Source organism: Rossellomorea sp. DA94, from assembly GCF_029834455.1.
Taxonomy (GTDB): domain Bacteria; phylum Bacillota; class Bacilli; order Bacillales; family Bacillaceae_B; genus Rossellomorea; species Rossellomorea vietnamensis.
In genome coordinates this window covers 2,616,239-2,633,232 of record NZ_CP122397.1, presented here as the reverse complement: position 1 = coordinate 2,633,232, position 16,994 = coordinate 2,616,239, and the positions used below count along the sequence as shown (strand labels likewise).

The 16,994-nt window shown below is 44.2% G+C and carries 15 protein-coding genes and 1 riboswitch; of the genes, 12 read left to right on the top strand and 3 right to left on the bottom strand.

Annotated features, from left to right (window positions below; genetic code table 11):
• Positions 1–38: 38 nt before the first annotated feature.
• Positions 39–182, top strand: a riboswitch (FMN riboswitch).
• Between the two features lie 174 nt (positions 183–356).
• From ribD to P8596_RS13630, 6 genes are all read left to right on the top strand, one after another.
• Positions 357–1,451 carry a bifunctional diaminohydroxyphosphoribosylaminopyrimidine deaminase/5-amino-6-(5-phosphoribosylamino)uracil reductase RibD gene (ribD, locus tag P8596_RS13655; RefSeq protein ID WP_279724142.1) on the top strand — a complete coding sequence of 365 codons (1,095 nt, stop codon included), beginning with the start codon at positions 357–359 and terminating at the stop codon, positions 1,449–1,451.
• A gap of 13 nt (positions 1,452–1,464) precedes the next feature.
• Positions 1,465–2,121: a riboflavin synthase gene (gene ribE, locus P8596_RS13650; RefSeq protein ID WP_279724141.1), complete on the top strand. Its 657-nt coding sequence runs from the start codon at positions 1,465–1,467 to the stop codon at positions 2,119–2,121.
• A 16-nt stretch (positions 2,122–2,137) separates the two neighbouring features.
• Positions 2,138–3,331 carry a bifunctional 3,4-dihydroxy-2-butanone-4-phosphate synthase/GTP cyclohydrolase II gene (locus P8596_RS13645; protein ID WP_279724140.1) on the top strand — a complete coding sequence of 398 codons (1,194 nt, stop codon included), beginning with the start codon at positions 2,138–2,140 and terminating at the stop codon, positions 3,329–3,331.
• 12 nt (positions 3,332–3,343) lie between these two features.
• Complete coding sequence (gene ribH / locus P8596_RS13640) at positions 3,344–3,814, top strand: 6,7-dimethyl-8-ribityllumazine synthase (protein ID WP_044336602.1); 471 nt, start codon at positions 3,344–3,346, stop codon at positions 3,812–3,814.
• Positions 3,815–3,981: 167 nt separating this feature from the next.
• A complete protein-coding gene (locus P8596_RS13635; RefSeq protein WP_279724139.1) occupies positions 3,982–5,271 on the top strand; it encodes an NCS2 family permease in 1,290 nt (429 codons plus the stop codon).
• 211 nt (positions 5,272–5,482) lie between these two features.
• Positions 5,483–6,730, top strand: a complete 1,248-nt coding sequence (locus P8596_RS13630; protein ID WP_279724138.1) for an EAL and HDOD domain-containing protein — start codon at positions 5,483–5,485, stop codon at positions 6,728–6,730.
• Positions 6,731–6,732: 2 nt separating this feature from the next.
• Here the strand turns inward: P8596_RS13630 and P8596_RS13625 are convergent, their stop codons facing one another.
• On the bottom strand, positions 6,733–7,074 hold the full coding sequence (locus tag P8596_RS13625) for a hypothetical protein (RefSeq protein ID WP_224519745.1): 342 nt from the start codon (positions 7,072–7,074) through the stop codon (positions 6,733–6,735).
• Between the two features lie 120 nt (positions 7,075–7,194).
• Here P8596_RS13625 and dapF point away from each other — a divergent pair, with 120 nt between their 5' ends.
• Complete coding sequence (gene dapF / locus P8596_RS13620) at positions 7,195–8,190, top strand: diaminopimelate epimerase (RefSeq protein WP_061810799.1); 996 nt, start codon at positions 7,195–7,197, stop codon at positions 8,188–8,190.
• Between the two features lie 29 nt (positions 8,191–8,219).
• Here the strand turns inward: dapF and P8596_RS13615 are convergent, their stop codons facing one another.
• Positions 8,220–10,082, bottom strand: a complete 1,863-nt coding sequence (locus tag P8596_RS13615; protein WP_279724137.1) for a DNA ligase D — start codon at positions 10,080–10,082, stop codon at positions 8,220–8,222.
• 139 nt (positions 10,083–10,221) lie between these two features.
• Between P8596_RS13615 and ku the strand changes: the two genes are divergently transcribed.
• Both ku and P8596_RS13605 read left to right on the top strand, forming a co-directional pair.
• Positions 10,222–11,052 (top strand): non-homologous end joining protein Ku, encoded by an 831-nt coding sequence (ku, locus tag P8596_RS13610; RefSeq protein ID WP_224519747.1) that lies wholly within the window; start codon positions 10,222–10,224, stop codon positions 11,050–11,052.
• A 30-nt stretch (positions 11,053–11,082) separates the two neighbouring features.
• A complete protein-coding gene (locus P8596_RS13605) occupies positions 11,083–11,778 on the top strand; it encodes a phosphatase PAP2 family protein (protein WP_279724136.1) in 696 nt (231 codons plus the stop codon).
• A gap of 11 nt (positions 11,779–11,789) precedes the next feature.
• On the opposite strand, the gene P8596_RS13600 is transcribed toward P8596_RS13605, so the two are convergent.
• Positions 11,790–13,340: a hypothetical protein gene (locus P8596_RS13600; RefSeq protein WP_279724135.1), complete on the bottom strand. Its 1,551-nt coding sequence runs from the start codon at positions 13,338–13,340 to the stop codon at positions 11,790–11,792.
• Positions 13,341–13,677: 337 nt separating this feature from the next.
• Between P8596_RS13600 and P8596_RS13595 the strand changes: the two genes are divergently transcribed.
• The 3 genes from P8596_RS13595 (at position 13,678) to P8596_RS13585 (ending at position 16,959) form a co-directional block, all read left to right on the top strand.
• Entirely contained in the window at positions 13,678–13,953 is a 276-nt protein-coding gene (locus P8596_RS13595) for a YhdT family protein (protein ID WP_034758742.1), read from the top strand.
• A complete protein-coding gene (panF, locus tag P8596_RS13590; protein WP_279724134.1) occupies positions 13,946–15,388 on the top strand; it encodes a sodium/pantothenate symporter in 1,443 nt (480 codons plus the stop codon). The genes P8596_RS13595 and panF overlap by 8 nt, the downstream gene beginning before the upstream one ends.
• Before the next feature lie 74 nt (positions 15,389–15,462).
• Positions 15,463–16,959, top strand: a complete 1,497-nt coding sequence (locus P8596_RS13585; protein WP_279724133.1) for an FAD-dependent oxidoreductase — start codon at positions 15,463–15,465, stop codon at positions 16,957–16,959.
• The last annotated feature ends 35 nt before the right edge of the window (positions 16,960–16,994 follow it).

The following is a 16,994-nucleotide window of genomic DNA, read 5'->3' as shown; positions in this document are numbered from 1 at the left end:
AATTTATGAAACTATGATAGAATAATGATAATCGAATAGGTTTCCTTCGGGGCAGGGTGAAATTCCCTACCGGCGGTGATGAGCAATTGCTCTTAGTCCGTGACCCGGCTAATACATATTAGACGGTGGATTTGGTGAAACTCCAAAGCCGACAGTGAAAGTCTGGATGGGAGAAGGAACGGCAGCATTTAGTGATACACAGGATAGGAGTCCGACCAGTGTTTATGGATGATTTTCCCTTTCTGAAATATCAGATTGAATGCTTTATTTAGTCATGCCAACTTCCCCCAAGTAAAACGTTACTTGGGGTTTCTTTATTTCTGAATAGTATTGTTGATAGAAGGGAGGTACATTCATTGGATCATACCCATTATATGAAGCTTGCCATTTCAATGGCAGAAGCAACCCTTGGCCAGACCTCGCCTAACCCGGTGGTAGGATCTATAGTGGTCAAAAATGGAGAAATTGTCGGGATGGGTGCTCATCTCAAATCGGGAGAAGGACATGCAGAAGTGAATGCCATTAAAATGGCAGGAGATAAAGCGAAAGGAAGCGACATTTACGTTACCCTCGAGCCTTGTTCCCACTATGGGAAAACACCTCCATGCTCTCAAATGTTGATTTCAAGCGGCGTAAAGAGGGTTCATATCGCCACCCGGGATCCAAATCCCTTGGTGGCCGGGCGTGGCATTCAACAATTAAGGGATGCAGGCATTGAAGTAGTGGTGGGAGAGCTTGAAGAAGAAGCCCGGGAGCTGAATAAGCATTTTTTCCACTTCATTCAATATGGTACCCCATATGTCACGCTAAAAACAGCGGTTACACTAGATGGAAAAACCGCATCAGCTTCGGGAGACAGTAAGTGGATTACATCCGAAGCCTCAAGAACCGATGTCCACTATGATCGTCACAGGCATGACGCGATATTAGTAGGAGTGAATACGGTCATTCAAGACAACCCACACCTTACCACCCGTTTGCCCCAAGGTGGAAAAAACCCCATTCGAATTATATTAGATACGTATTTGCGTACACCGATCCACTCTCATGTCGTAGAGGATCTAGAAAGTAGAACCATCATATTTACAGGCAGTTCGGTCAATGAAGAACAGAAGAAGCCCTATATCGATCGGGGATGCGAAGTCATTTCCCTAATCGATGAAAAGATTGGGATCCGAACCGTCCTTAAAGAACTGGGTTCCCGTAAGATAGCTTCCCTTTATGTAGAAGGTGGATCTACTATACATTCCGCTTTCTTAGAGGAAAGGGCTTTTGAGGAAATGATCATGTATATGGCTCCAAAGCTTGTTGGTGGAAGTGCTGCCTTCACGAGTTTTGGAGGAAAAGGATTTCCAACCATTGCAGAAGGATTGGAAATGGAGATTGCAAGCCTCGATCGTGTAGGACAGGATATCAAAATTGTCGCAAGGCCAAAAAGGGAATCTTTGTGAAAGGGGGAGAAAGATGTTTACTGGCATCATTGAAGAAATTGGAGCGATCGAACAGATGAAAAAGTCTTCCTCTTCCATGGAAATGACGATTGCAGCGAGCCGCATTCTCGAAGATATCCATATCGGGGACAGCATCAGTGTGAACGGGGTTTGTTTAACCGTCACCTCATTCAGCTCCAGCAGGTTTCAGGTTGATGTCATGCCTGAGACCTTTGAAGGGACCACCTTACGGACCCTTACCCGAGGTTCGGAAGTGAACCTGGAAAGAGCCATGGCGGCAAACGGACGCTTCGGCGGTCATTTTGTCAACGGCCATGTAGACGGGGTGGGTACCATCGTTAGAGTGGAGAAAGTGGAAAATGCATGGTATATGGACATCACCATCCCGGAACATCAGGGCCATTTGTTTATCATGAAGGGCTCGGTCGCAATTGACGGCACTTCCCTTACGGTGTTTGGTGTCAAAAATAATACCATTACGATTTCCCTCATCCCTCAAACGAGAGGGGACACGGTCCTTGGTGGAAAGAAAGTAGGGGACCTTGTCAATATTGAATGTGATGTAATGGCGAAATATTTTCATCGTTTCTATGAAGCAAAGGAACAGTCTGAGAGTACTTCAAGCAGCATCAGCTATGATTTTTTATCTCAAAACGGGTTCGCTGACTAAGAGGAGGGGTTGCCCCATGTTTAATAAGATCGAAGAAGCTCTGGAAGATTTACAGGCAGGCAAAGTCGTCATCGTGGTGGATGACGAAAATCGTGAAAATGAGGGAGATTTTATTGCCCTGGCGGATAAAGCGACTCCTGAAGTCATTAATTTTATGGCTAAAGAAGGGAGAGGCTTAATTTGTGCCCCTATTACGGAGGAAATAGCAACCAAATTGAAGCTTACGCCGATGACTATGTCGAATACAGACCCCCATGGCACGGCCTTTACCATATCAGTTGATCATAAATCCGCAACGACGGGGATAAGTGCATTTGAAAGATCGGCCACTATACAGGAATTATTGAACAAGAATTCAATTCCGGAGGACTTTAAACGTCCCGGACATGTATTTCCCCTTGTCGCCAAAAATGGCGGGGTTCTAAAGCGGGCAGGGCATACAGAGGCAGCCATCGATCTCGCTGTTCTGGCAGGTGCACAACCGTCCGGCGTCATCTGTGAAATCATGAATGAAGACGGCACGATGGCAAGGGTACCTGAATTGATGAAATTGGCTGATAGGTGGGATCTTAAGATCATCTCCATTGAGGACCTGATCAGATACAGACGCAAAAAGGAAAAGCTTGTGACCAGGGAAGTAGAAATTGAACTTCCAACCGAATTTGGAAACTTCAAAGCGGTTGCGTACACAGAAGACCTTACGGGGAAAGAGCATATCGCCCTTGTAAAAGGAGAATGGTCAGAGGGTGAGGATGTACTCGTACGTGTACACTCCGAATGCCTGACAGGGGATGTTTTCGGTTCCAATCGATGTGATTGTGGTCCTCAGCTCGCTACAGCCCTTACACAGATTGAAGAAGAAGGAAAAGGTGTCCTGCTTTATATGAGGCAAGAGGGTCGAGGGATCGGATTAATAAACAAACTGAAGGCTTATAAGCTTCAAGAAGAAGGCTATGACACTGTGGAAGCCAATCAAAAACTGGGCTTTGGTGACGATTTAAGGGAATATGGAATCGGAGCGCAGATTCTAAGAGATTTAGGTATAACCAAGATGCGTCTATTGACCAATAATCCGCGAAAGATCGCCGGGATCAATGGATACGGTTTAGAAATCGCTGATCGGGTGCCGATCCAAATGCCTGCGAAATTTGAAAATGAAAAGTATTTAAAAACAAAGCACACTAAGCTAGGACATTTACTTAAATTTTAGGAGGAAATTCCAATGAAAACCATTTATGAAGGAAATTTAGTAGGATCAGGATTAAGAGTGGCCATCGTCGTCTCACGTTTTAATGAATTCATCACATCCAAGCTGCTTGGCGGAGCGGAAGATGCCTTGAAGCGACACGGTGTTGAAGAAGGGAATGTCTCCGTCACTTGGGTCCCGGGAGCATTTGAAATTCCCATGATCGCAAAAAAACTCGCGCGTTCGGGTAAATATGATGCCGTTGTAACTTTGGGAACAGTCATCCGTGGAGCAACCGCTCATTTTGAATACGTAAGCGGAGAGGTTGCGAAAGGAGTGGCCAATCTTAGCCTTCAGGAAGACGTGCCCGTCATTTTCGGGGTCTTGACGACTGATACAATCGAACAGGCAATCGAAAGAGCCGGCACAAAAGCCGGGAACAAAGGATGGGAAGCGGCGGTTTCAGCCATCGAAATGGCCAATTTGATCCGTGAAATAGATAAATAAGAATTTGACGAGTCTCCTGCACTGGAGACTTGTTTTTTTTGAGGGGACAACCCCCCACCAAAATACATATTGGCAAACGTCAGACCTTTTGCTAGAATAGTATTTTGTGGCTCCCCTTTATGAAGGGACGAGCGGGTAGGGAGAGGGCAGTTTTATAGGAAGATTATATGAAAGCACGTGGAGGTATTTTTCAGTTAAAGGATCACGGTACCACGATGAAACAGGAGATGATGGCAGGTGCGATCGGTTACTTTACGATTGTCTACATCATCGCTGTAAATGCTTTAATTCTTTCTGAAGCTGGAATTCCATTTGAAGGGGCAGTCATGGCAACGATACTTGCTTCCTTCGTTGGGTGTTTGGTGATGGCCTTTTGGGCAAATGCGCCGATCCTTCTGGTTCCAGGCATGGGAATTAATGCTATGTTTACATTCACCCTGGTGAAGTCGTCAGGCCTTTCGTGGCAGGAAGCATTAGCTGTCATAGTGATTTCAGGAATACTCTTTATGATCATTGCATTTACAAAGATTTCCAAAGTATTATCGGAAGCCATCCCAAAAACATTGAAAGAAGCCATTACTGTAGGGTTAGGGATGTTTTTAATGTTTATCGGTCTTGAAAAAGGCGGCCTCATTCAAAGAGGTGACAGTGCCATCATCATGATCGGTGATTTTGGGGAGCTAAAGGTGTTGGCCACGGTGCTGACGTTCCTGGTGACGATTTTTCTTTTCATTCGCAATGTTAAAGGTCAATTTTTATGGAGTATCGCATTCGGTACACTGCTGGGATTCATCTTCGGGATTGAGCCTTCCATTCAGTCAAGCTCATTCCATCTGAGTGAATACAGTCAGGTATTCGGTCAAATATCATTTAGTGCCATTATGGAAATCCCGTTTTGGATTGCGGTTTTTTCTGTCACGATGGTGCTGGTATTTGAAAACATCGGTCTCGTTCATGGTCATACGGATATGATCGATCAACCCCATAAATATTCTAAAGCCTTTCAAGCTAATGCTTTTTCCGCATTCACCTCAGGGTTTTTCGGAACGAGTCCGACAGTTTCGACGGTGGAAAGTGCAGCAGCCATGACGGCAGGCGGCAGGACTGGATTGACAAGCTTGACTACGGGCGTATTATTTTTGGGATCTGTGCTGTTCATTCCGTATTTAAAGTGGATTCCTGATCATGCCATCGCCCCGATTCTCATCATCATCGGCGGATTGATGATTCAAAATATACGACATATGGATCTTCGTGATCTGACAGAGGCGTTTCCCGCCATTTTCATCATTGCGATGATTCCGTTTACGTACAGTATCGCAGACGGAATCGCCATCGGCTTTATTCTGTATCCAGTATTAAAATTGGCTACAGGTAAGGCGCGGGAAGTTTCCATTCCTCTATATATCATCGCTGCGCTTTTTCTGATGAATTTCTTTGTTCATTCGATTCATTAAGGCGAACGTAAGCAAAAGAGGCCCTCACATTGTGAGGGCCTCTTTTGCTTACGTTCTGTTTGTTTCGCACTACGGGGTACCCCTCCCTTATTTTACAACTAATGTCAAAATACATGGACTTTCCACATATTTCTTGTTACTATTAAAGAAAAAATATGAATCTTTTTAACTATTTTTTCGAATGTTGAACTGGAACGCAGGAGTGATGTTGATGGAAGTATTTGTTGCCCGGCAGCCAATTTTTAATCGTAATCAAGAAACGGTGGCGTATGAACTTCTCTACCGAAACAATGAAATCAATATGTTTCCATCCATTGACGGGGATCAGGCAACCGCAGATGTGATCATTAACAGCTATTTAAATATCGGGCTGGAGAGCCTTTCAGCAGGAAAGCCTTGTTTTATTAATTTCACAGAGAATCTTCTAAGATTGAGAGTTCCGACTTATTTTAATCCCAGGGAGATCGTGGTGGAGATTCTCGAGAGTGTGGTTCCAGGGCCTGATGTGCTGGCCGTGTGTCAGGAATTAAAAGAACTGGGGTATAAGATTGCCTTGGATGATTTTATATTCAATGAATACAATCCATATTACAGGGAAGTGATGAAACTGGCGGATTATGTGAAGGTGGATTTCATGAACACGACTGATACGGAGCGGGGAAGCATTGAGGTCCTTTCCCCTTTACTTGGGTTCAAGCTTCTTGCTGAGAAAGTGGAAACAGAGGACCAGTATGAAGAAGCGCTGGCGAAGGGGTATCACTTTTTTCAGGGCTACTTCTTCAGTAAGCCGAAGATCATCGCCACTCAGGATGTCCCGACTTATTTCCATTCGTATTATACCATCATACAGAGCCTGGAAATGACGGAGCCGAACATTGAAAGGATCAGTCAATTGATCGAACAGGATCTTTCCCTATCCTATAAACTATTGAAATTGATCAACTCTCCCGCGTACCGCCCGAGACATAAGATTCATTCCATCCGTCAGGCGATTGTCCTATTAGGTCTAGTGGAGATCAAGAGATGGATCTACATTTTGGCGGTCAGGGAACAGGTGGGGAAGAAGAAACAATTGGACAATGAAGTGATTACCTTATGTTTGACGAGGGCGAAGATGTGTGAGCTGCTGGCAGAAAAACACAACCGGACATCCATTAAATCAAGTTACTTCCTGACGGGTATGTTTTCCTTGATGGATACGATTCTATCCATGCCGATCGAGCGCATCTTGATGGATTTACCTTTGAATGACGACATTTGCAATGCTTTGACGGGTTCATGTAATGACCTTAAGAAGATATTGGAACTCGTCCTCTCCATCGAACAGGCGAACTGGACAGAGATCGAATTGCAAATGACAGAATTGAAGCTAACCAAAAGGGAAGTGATGGAGAGTTATCATCATTCCTGCAAGTGGACGGAAGAGCTTCTGAATCATGAAGTAACCGAGACGGCATAATGCTACCAGACAGGTTTATAATCCCCCGGGATAAGATATTTTCTCTGGGGTTTGATATACCGTTTCAATTCCATGAGCAAGAGCCGCTGCAGTTGCTTTGAATAAATCTGACGCCCAACATCTGCAGGGAAAGGGTAGATTCCGATTGTATTAAAGCGCACCCGAAAGAGACCTTCATGGACGAGGTCTTTTTTTTCGTTGAAGATCCGGGCGAACACAGTCACATCCCTTGACTCATATTCATCCCCCGCTTCTTCCACTTTATGGACCTGAAAACGAAAACGGTATTCTTCCTTCATCATCATCACCACTTCCATTGTCTCGAAATGACCAACATAATTCAACTATGAACATCCCTTATTTTTTGAAAATGAGGGGGTAGAGGATTGCGTAATGAGCTTGTTTGTGGCAAGCTAAGACTATTATGAATAGTTTACTAGTAAATTAGCGTGGAGGGATTCACGATGGACTTGAATCTAATAAAATGTCATGGCTCCGGAAATGACTTTTTACTTATTGATGAAATGACGAATGGATATGATTTTACCGAAGAAGAGAGGCAAAATCTTGCCCTGGCCCTATGTGATCGTAAGTCGGCCTTCGGGGCAGATGGAATCTTGTTTGTATTATCAAGCGAAAATTGTGATGCCAGAATGCGGGTCTTCAACGCAGATGGTTCAGAGGCCTCGATGTGTGGAAACGGCCTGCGATGTGTCGGTCGCTATGTATGCGAGCTGCTGGATAAGGAGACCATCGTCGTTCAAACGATGAAGGCGGATCTTCGTGTATCTTCACAGGAATCCATTTTCGAAAACATCCCGACCTATAATGTTGAAATTTCCCCTGTCCTTTTTCAGCTGGATCAACTGCCAATGAACATCGATCGTGCAACGTTGGTGAATGAAAGCATCCCTGAAATTTCAGACCATTTGACCTTTTCTGCCCTGGCAGTGCCGAACCCCCATTTGATCAGTGTCGTCGGGACAGAGCATATCCTCTCGAACGAGCAGAAATCCATTGCTGAAACAGTGAATGGACCCAATAACCTGTTTCCTGATGGAGTCAATGTCAGTTTTGTGCACCCGATGGAAAAAGGATCCATCTATGTTCGTACGTATGAAAGAGGTGTCGGTTTCACGAATGCATGTGGGACAGCCATGTCTGCTTCCAGTCTTGTAACATGCCTGCTTCAGCAGAATGAATTCGGTCAGGAGATCGATGTATACAATAACGGTGGGAAAGTCCGTGTCGTCGTGAACGAATTGGGTGAAGGTCGGTACAACATGGAGTTGATTGGAAATGCAACGTATCTTTATCAATCCCAATTAGAATTGTCCCTTTCCCATCCCGAGCAGTATCATGAAGTATCAAGGCAGGAATTCACTGAAGAGGGCATGTATGAGCACTTACAGAACCATGCCAAGTCAATCGTCGAAAGCAGAGTGTTCATGAGCGCATAGATAACCAATGGATAGCCAAAGAGGGTGCCCTATGATTTCGGGGTACCCTTTTTATTTGAGTTGGCCTGCTTTTTCAAAAAATCAATGACTTTGTCAAATGGCTGAGAGGCTTTCACCTGGTCAAAACCCGTAAAGGGACATCCATTCTCCTGAAATCTTCTTAATACTGCGTTAATGGTAAACATTTCAGGATTGAGATCTTTATTCACTTCATCCCACCAAAGTGGAGTGGCGACCAAAGCCTCTTCATTCCCTCTCAATGAATAGGGGGCGATGATGGTTTTGCCTTCACGGTGTTGTATATAATCCACATACAGTCTGCCTTTGCGGTTCTTCTTTAACCGCTCGGTCGTGAAATCCCCCGGATTATTGCTTACAAGGTAATAAGCAATGAATTCTGTAAATAACCCTGTTTCTTCCCACGTATATCCTGGAGGGAGGGGGATATACACTTGAAGCCCCTTATTTCCCGATGTTTTGACAAAGCTTTTGAGGTTCAGCCCGTCAAATATTCCTTTCATGATGGTGGCCGCTTTAACGGCCAGTGAAAAATGATCGCGGCTTGGTGGATCTAAGTCGAAAACCACCTCATTGACGAATTCTTCCCCTGCTTTCTGAAAGGGGACATGAAATTCGAGTGCCAATTGGTTTCCAAGCCATATCAACGTCTCCAGGTTATTGCACATGGTGTAGTGAATATGATCCTCTTTGTATGTTTCAACAAAAGTAGGAGAATAATCAGGAGTGTTTTTTTGGTAAAAGGATTCACCGAAAACCCCGTGGGGAAATCGAATGCAGGTTAAGGGTCTGTTCTTTAAAAAGGGCAAAATCACCACAGACATCTTTCGGAGGAAACGGATATAATCCAGTTTCGTCATGGAAACCTCCCGAAACAATGTCTTTTCCGGGTGAGTGATGTCAACCTCTCTTGGTAGGGAGGCTTCGTCCAACATAAATTGCTCAAGTGTGCACGCTTCCGGTGGAGTGGTAAAAAGGAATTGTTTAAAATGGGGTTCCCGAAGCTTTCCTTCATGCCAATTCAGATAGACTATTTCTACGGTGATGGCCGGATCTATGCTATAAAGAGAATCGTTTTTTTCTGTACTATTCTGCTTAATTGTCGTTTTCACCGTTCTTTTTTCCTCAGCAGAAAGACCGAAATGAAATAAGCCGATCGGCATGATCTGTCCGTTATGGTAAACGCCGATATGGAAATAATCATTCGCATCATCCAGTGCGGTGATGAAGCATTGGCAATGTTTCCAGTTCTTACATTTGATCCAGTCAGCACTCCGTTTCCCCGCATCCCATTTACTCTGGCTCCTCTTCGCGACAACCCCTTCCCCTTCATCATTTAGAACGAGCTCCCATACTCTCTCAAAGTTTCGGTAATAAGGGACCATCTGCAAACTCGATGGGTGAGACGGGGCAGGTTCCAACGGTAATTGAAGGCGGGAGAAGACCTCTTTCAGTTTTTCTTTTCTCCTAAGATAGGGTTCCTGGATATATGATTTCTTCCCACACTGAAGTAAATCAAATGCAAGGAAGGTAACAGGTCTACTGGCAGCTGCCTGTAGGATTTTGTGAGCATTCCGCATTCTCCCCCTGACCTGGAGTTCCTGGAACTCGGTGCTGAAGGAGGATCGTAACAATACAACCTCTCCATCCAAAACGAGAGGGAGGGGAAGTGTATGCTCATCAAGTAATTGGTGGATATGCTTCTTTATCTCAGGGAAGTGACTCAGAAGTTCCTTCCCATTCCGGCTTTGAAGGCTGATTTGATCAGAGGATTGAACAGATAAAATGCCACGGAAGCCATCATATTTCACCTCATATAGCCAGTCATGACCAGAAGGAAGTTCATGACGTAATGTTGGGAGCATCGGTTTCATTTGTTTCACCTTTTTTTAAGTAGTAGTGTGTCCGCTTTGGACCCGGAATATTTCCAGATGTTTAAAGGGATGAAGAAAGTTCAGGAACTAAATGCTATGGATAAGGGATTAGTTTATGTAAAGGAGGGTATTGAAAGATATGCATACTATTTGGAAGGGTTCCATCAGCTTTGGACTGGTGAACATCCCCATTAAACTTCATTCTGCTACAGAAGACCGGGATATCAAGCTCCGTTCACTTCATAAAGAATGTCATACACCCATTAAATACGAAAAAGTATGTCCTGCTTGTGAAAAGGAACTGGATCAAGCCGATATCGTGAAAGGATATGAAGTGACGAAAGGCAAATTTGTCGTCCTTGAAGATGAGGAATTGAATGAGTTGAAGGAAGCAAGCGGTGATAAGGCTGTTGAGATTGTGGATTTTATTAAGATGGAGGAAATCGATCCGATTTTCTTTGATCGAAGTTATTTCGTTTCACCGAACGACGGCGGAAAAAAAGCTTATTCCCTTTTGAGAAAAGCCCTACAGGAATCAGGGAAAGTAGGGATAGCCAAGATCACGATGCGGTCGAAGGAACAGCTTTCCATCGTCCGTGTATACGAGCAGACCCTCGTTATGGAAACCATCCATTATCCCGATGAGGTCAGAGGAACCGGTGATGTCCCCAATGTGCCTGAAGGAGATGATATTTCTGAAAAGGAGCTGGAGACGGCGACCATGCTCATAGATCAACTGACGACAGAATTCCAGCCGGAGAACTATAAGGATCAGTATCGTGAACGCTTAAGTCAATTGATAGAATCGAAACAAACAGGGGAAAAAATGGTCACATCCAAAGAAAAGGAACCGAAAGAAAATGTAACGGACCTTATGGCGGCCCTGCAGGCATCCATCGATTCGTCCAAGCCCAAAAAGGCAAAGAAACCAACTAAAAAGAAAACGACTTCTAAGAAAAAAGCTCAGTAGAAGGCGTGAGTCAGGAGAGAGGGAGAAGTCTTGAAGGAGAAACATATTGAACAAGGCGTCTTTGTCGCTGTATCCCTGTTGTGTTTGATTGTATTCACCTGGGGATTTGTATCGATCGTGGAAGAATGGAAAGAAAATGAGATCGCCCAATTTGATAATGGTGTATTCGCCATCGTCAGAGGGACGATTTCACCTAAATTAACGGAAATCATGACGGTCATCACTTTTTTAGGTGGAATAAAGGGTATCACCATCTTCACCGGGTGTGTAGTCATCATCCTTCTGTTTATGAAGAAATATCCACTTGCTCTGTTTGTAGGGATTACCATCCTGACAGGTGCGGGGTTCAATGGGCTTTTAAAATGGATATTTAAACGGGACCGGCCCGATATTGAAGCATTGATCCAGCAGGGTGGATACAGTTTTCCCAGTGGTCATTCCATGAGCTCATTCATATTTTATGGGTCACTGGCATTCATCCTGTTCCGTGCCCTGGATCGTAAACGGTATAAATGGGCTAGTGTGATACTGGTCGCCATGCTTGTCCTTTTGATTGGATTGAGCAGGGTATACCTTGGGGTTCATTATCCAAGTGATATCATTGGCGGATTCACAGCAGGTGGTGCCTGGCTGACCCTTTGCATCACGATCTATATGTATTTCTACAAACGCAAGCATTGGAGAGAAGATGAAGATATGCATATAAAAAACGCTCAGGAGACCTGAGCGTTTTTGTATTAAAACAAATTAAAGATATACGGACCGATGGACGTGACATATAGAAGAATATAGATTCCCATGAAATAAAATACTCCTCCGAATGTACCCCAGTCCGGATCTCTGCCAACTTTCCAAAGCAGTGCAGTAAGGATGCTGATTACCGCTAATAATACATATTCACTTCCCGTAAATGTGAGATAGCCGGGAGCTGAAAAATAGAAATAATCTCCCATCGCCTTACCGATGAATGTCAGTGGCATAAGGATGAATAGAATGATCGAAGCATATTCCACCCAGTTGATTTCTTCTTTTTCAAACATATTCGGTTTGAACATATAAAGAAGGATCAAGACAAACAGGGAAGGAAGTACCCAATAAAACGAAACCAAAATAGTGACCAAACTGCTGAACAGCATGAGCACCGAGTTGTTCAAGGCTTCCTTTACGCTTCGTTTCGACCATTCCGTACTTTTGACAATGGCTTTTTCATCCTGTGAGGCGCCGAACAGTTCATAATAATCACCGCCATAATCAAGCCAGGCGATTTCTTGATCGGAAATCTGAAGTGGTGAATATGTAAAGTGCTTGCTTGTACTTACAGGCGTAGCCACAAACTGATTGGATTCACTGTAAGGTGCAACGTACAGACTGATGGTATTTTGTCCGCCTACTTTGTGGCTCTCGGCTGTGAAGAGGATCGACCGCTTTCCATCGATGTCTGCAAACTTTACGGACCTCGGACTTTCCAATTTGAAGCCTGATTGATCATTCGTAAATGCAATCTGGGCAGGCTTTATGATTGACGTTCCTATATCGCTCATGGGTGTTTCCAATTTCCATATCTTATAGGATAATGTACCTTGTGCGCGCATTTCCTCATTGTACAATAGTGTTAATTGATTGTTTTCTTTTATGAAGGATAATCCGTTAATATGATGATTCGTCGCTGTTTTGACCACGGCAAACGGCTGCTTCACCAATTGTAATTCTTCATCTAAATAGTAAAGATGGGCATGGGTATCATCCTGCTTTATTTGTACTACGGCACTTCCGTCGTTTTCGACATAGGCATTAAGGACTTCATCAGGGAATCTGTAAACTTCCTTGCTGGAAAGATCAGCTGGAGAAAGAGAGTATAGGACTTCTTGTTTCCAGTAATAGATTGTGTTTGATGAAGTGCTGATTCCCGTTACGTTATCATCGATGGTCTTGTCTCCGGTGTCATCGGATGAAATGAGCTGGTCACTCTTCACTTGTATGATCTTATTTCCATCCGTCCAAAAAGGCTTGCCCCTTGTCACGCTTATATTCAATGAACCTTCTTTATTTGGATTTAGTGATTCATCGAACGAAAATTGATCTACCTTTCCATTGCTTGCTAAGAATAGTCCCTCCTCGTTATAGAAGACAAGCGGACGTTCCTCAGATGAATAGCCCAAAGGGATCGACCTGCTCCAATCGGGATCCGGCTGTTGTTTGACGTTCAGAAGCTGGTGAAAGAAAAGTGCACCAATCAATAATAAAATGAGCACGATTGGTATTCCAAATGTTTTTAATTTTGCTCTCACATTCATTCCCCCTCATTCTCTCTCTTAAAACATGTGAGTACATTTTAGAATTTTACCACAATTCTTATTTATATTCACCAGATTTTTCCTTTAGGGACATGAACTTTTGTGTTGACTTTTATTTTTGGAGGGATTACAATGATATTGAAAATCATTCTCATTAAACAAAAGAGTTCCCCCTCTTTCAGATAGAGAGAATGGTTCATGATTACCCCCTTTTATTAGTTCAAAAAGCCAGGCCTGGAGCAATGCTTCAGGCCTGGCTTTTTCTTGCATTTCATATCATCATGTCGTAAATTGTTAAAGGATGTTTATTTACGGGGAGGGATAATAGAAAGTGAATCATAAGGATGACAGACGGTTTCGGATCGCCAACCACGAAGCATTAATTGGTGTTGCACTCGTTCTCATAAATTTTTTGTGGTGGTATGGATTTGCATTTGGACTCGGCGGACAGCCTGTATCGGAGTACGATTGGATCTTAGGGATGCCGGCATGGTTCTTCTATAGCTGTATTGTGGGATTTCTTCTTATGGTATTTTTAGTGATCATTGTGGTGAAATACTTTCTGACAGATATTCCGTTTGGTGATGAGGAGGATGGTCATGAATAGTATGGCAATGGTTCCCTTATTTGCCTTTTTGATTTTGATTTTCATAGTAGGGATTTATACCGCTAGAACCGTAAGTAGATCAGATTCCTTTGTGCAGGAATATTTCCTCGGCAGCCGACAACTCGGAGGATTTATCCTCGCCATGACGATGATTGCTACATACGGCAGTGCCAGCAGCTTCATCGGTGGTCCGGGTGCTGCATATACATATGGGCTATCTTGGGTGCTCCTTGCCATGAGCCAGGTTGTGACAGGATATTTTGTTCTGCTTATACTCGGTAAGAAGTTTGCCATTATGTCAAGGAAGTATAAAGCCGTTACATTGATCGATTATTTACAGGGGAGATATGGAAGCAATAAGATAACGGTCCTTTCGGCCATCAGTATCATCTTGTTCTTATTCTCTGCCATGATAGCCCAGTGGGTAGGAGGGGCACGTTTAATCGAATCATTGACGGGATTGAGCTATGAAACCGCTCTGTTCCTGTTTGCCATCTCCGTCCTTGTGTATGTGACGATCGGCGGTTTCCGCGCCGTGGCCATCACAGATGCGATCCAGGGAGTTGTCATGCTTGGAGGGACATTGATCCTGCTGATTGCTACTATCATGGCAGGTGGAGGAATGGAAAAGATCATGATGGAATTGCAGGCTGAAAATCCGAATTTACTAAGTCCTCATGGACCAAACGGTGAATTGAGTGCAAAGTATATCTCGTCCTTCTGGATCTTAGTGGGAGTGGGGGTCGTTGGGCTACCACAAGTAGCCGTAAGGGCAATGAGCTATAAAAATTCCCGTTCTCTGCACAGGGCACTGATTATCGGCACGATTGTCGTGGGTTCGATCATGCTTGGCATGCATCTTATCGGCGTTCTGGCAAGAGTCGTCCTGCCGGGAATCGAAGTGGCGGACAAAGTCATGCCTCTCCTTGCCCTTGAGGTGCTTCCTCCGTGGCTTGCGGGGATTGTTCTGGCAGCTCCCATGGCAGCCATCATGTCGACGGTGGATTCGTTGCTGTTGATTGTATCATCGGCCATCGTGAAAGATGTTTATATGAATTTTATCAATAAAGATGCAAAAGAAAAGCAGATCAAGACGATCAGCTTCTGGGTGACGAGTATGACAGGTATATTGGTTTTTCTTATGGCATTAAGCCCGCCTGAATTGATTATCTGGCTTAATTTATTTTCTTTCGGAGGTCTTGAAGCAGTCTTTATCTGGCCAATTGTACTCGGGCTTTACTGGAAAAAGGGAAATAGTGCTGGTGCGCTTGCTTCCATGGTTTCAGGATTGATGGCATATATTTTATTTCATAGTTTTGCACCAAACTATTTAGATATGAATACGGTCATCTTTCCCATTATCATTTCCTTTTTCATGTATGTATTGGCTTCTCTGGCAACTCAATCGAAATACCGGATGGATGGGTTTAAGTAACCCATCCATTTTTGTCTTTTCTAATGCAATACAGTACATTGAATAGTAATAAATGACGGATAGGGTGAAGGAATATGGAAGATTCTGTAGTCGTGGTAGGTGGAGGGATCGGGGGCCTCACTGCTGCTGCCCTCCTTGGAAGTGCCGGGTATCAAGTACATCTCCTTGAAGCTTCAAGGGAATGGGGAGGCTGTGCCGGGAAGTTCCAACGGGGGGAAGCGTTATTTCCGATCGGGGCGACTCTTGGGATGGGTTTCGAAACGGGGGGGATTCATCAGCGCATCTTCCAGTACCTCGGCATTGAATTGCCGTCGAATCAACTCCTTGATCGGGTAATGGACATTCATCTTCCGGAGGTTATCTTAACTTTCCATCGGAATCGGGAATCGCATGTGAATGGGTTGATGAAAGCGTTTCCTGATAGTGCAGATAAAATTGCCTGTTACTTCAAGGATTTGTACAGGATCTCAAAAAAAATACGGAGACTCGTGGATTCCCTGCCCATCCTTCCGCCGAGGACGCTTAGAGAGTGGAAGGAGCTCATTATGAGCCTGAATCTGGGTTCACTGACCCTTCTGCCAGGCTTTCAAAAGACCATGCTCGATCTGCTGAAGAAACATGACCTGCATGTCCACACATCCTTCAAACATTTTATTGATGGACAGCTGATCGACAGTATGCAGGTGAAGAGCGACCAATGTTCGTTATTGCTCGGATGCCTGGCACTTGATATGTATCATGAGGGGGCCTTCTACCTTGAAGGTGGCTTATATCGCATAGCCGAATGTCTGGTCGATGCATCGGTATCGCTTGGGGTTAAAGCGACCCTTGGGAGGAAAGTGGTAAGCATTACACGTGATGAGCATCTTCAGGAGTGGATCGTCTCTGATCATAGAGGGAATGAATATCATGCCAATCATGTCATATGCAACGTTCCTGTCCAGTCACTCAAGAATCTATTCCCTGACGAATATGCATCAATGATTAAAACCTATTTGAAAGGAAAAGAAAGAGAGGCTGTGTGGGGGACCATGACCCTTTATATGTTATTGAAAGAAGAATCACTGCCGGAAACTCTCCCCCTGTTTACGCAAATTTGCACAAGCAATGATGGTCATATGACGGAAGGAGACCATCTGTTCTTATCATTATCCCATCCGGATGACCGGCAGCGGGCGCCGGAAGGTTTCCGTACTATGACGGTATCAACCCATACAAACTTAGAGAATTGGAACTCAAAAGAAAAATATGATTGGTACAAGGAAAATCTTAAAGAGAAGATGCTGGATTCAATAGAGATGGTCATACCTACTATTAGAAGTAGTCTGATAGAATTCTACCCGGGTGCACCTAAGGCATGGGAACGATATACGGGGCGGCCCGGCGGGATTGTAGGGGGGTTCCCCCAAACCAATGATCACGCTCTCTTCAACAGTCTTTCGCACAGGACTCCACTTGAGAATGTATGGATGTGTGGAGATTCTGTCTTCCCAGGTGCGGGTACCATCGGGGTATCTGTCAGTGGGTACCATGTCTTTCACTCTATCACAGGGAAAAAGCTTCCAACATAAAGCAGGAATCAGGATCCAATATGTAGAATGTTGTG

Bases quoted from the DNA above. Each gene is read 5' to 3' on its own strand.
- ribE (WP_279724141.1), top strand. From the start codon at position 1,465: ATGTTTACTGGCATCATTGAAGAAATTGGAGCGATCGAACAGATGAAA.
- P8596_RS13645 (WP_279724140.1), top strand. From the start codon at position 2,138: ATGTTTAATAAGATCGAAGAAGCTCTGGAAGATTTACAGGCAGGCAAA.
- ribH (WP_044336602.1), top strand. From the start codon at position 3,344: ATGAAAACCATTTATGAAGGAAATTTAGTAGGATCAGGATTAAGAGTG.
- P8596_RS13635 (WP_279724139.1), top strand. From the start codon at position 3,982: ATGAAAGCACGTGGAGGTATTTTTCAGTTAAAGGATCACGGTACCACG.
- P8596_RS13630 (WP_279724138.1), top strand. From the start codon at position 5,483: ATGGAAGTATTTGTTGCCCGGCAGCCAATTTTTAATCGTAATCAAGAA.
- dapF (WP_061810799.1), top strand. From the start codon at position 7,195: ATGGACTTGAATCTAATAAAATGTCATGGCTCCGGAAATGACTTTTTA.
- P8596_RS13615 (WP_279724137.1), bottom strand. From the start codon at position 10,082: ATGAAACCGATGCTCCCAACATTACGTCATGAACTTCCTTCTGGTCAT.
- ku (WP_224519747.1), top strand. From the start codon at position 10,222: ATGCATACTATTTGGAAGGGTTCCATCAGCTTTGGACTGGTGAACATC.
- panF (WP_279724134.1), top strand. From the start codon at position 13,946: ATGAATAGTATGGCAATGGTTCCCTTATTTGCCTTTTTGATTTTGATT.
- P8596_RS13585 (WP_279724133.1), top strand. From the start codon at position 15,463: ATGGAAGATTCTGTAGTCGTGGTAGGTGGAGGGATCGGGGGCCTCACT.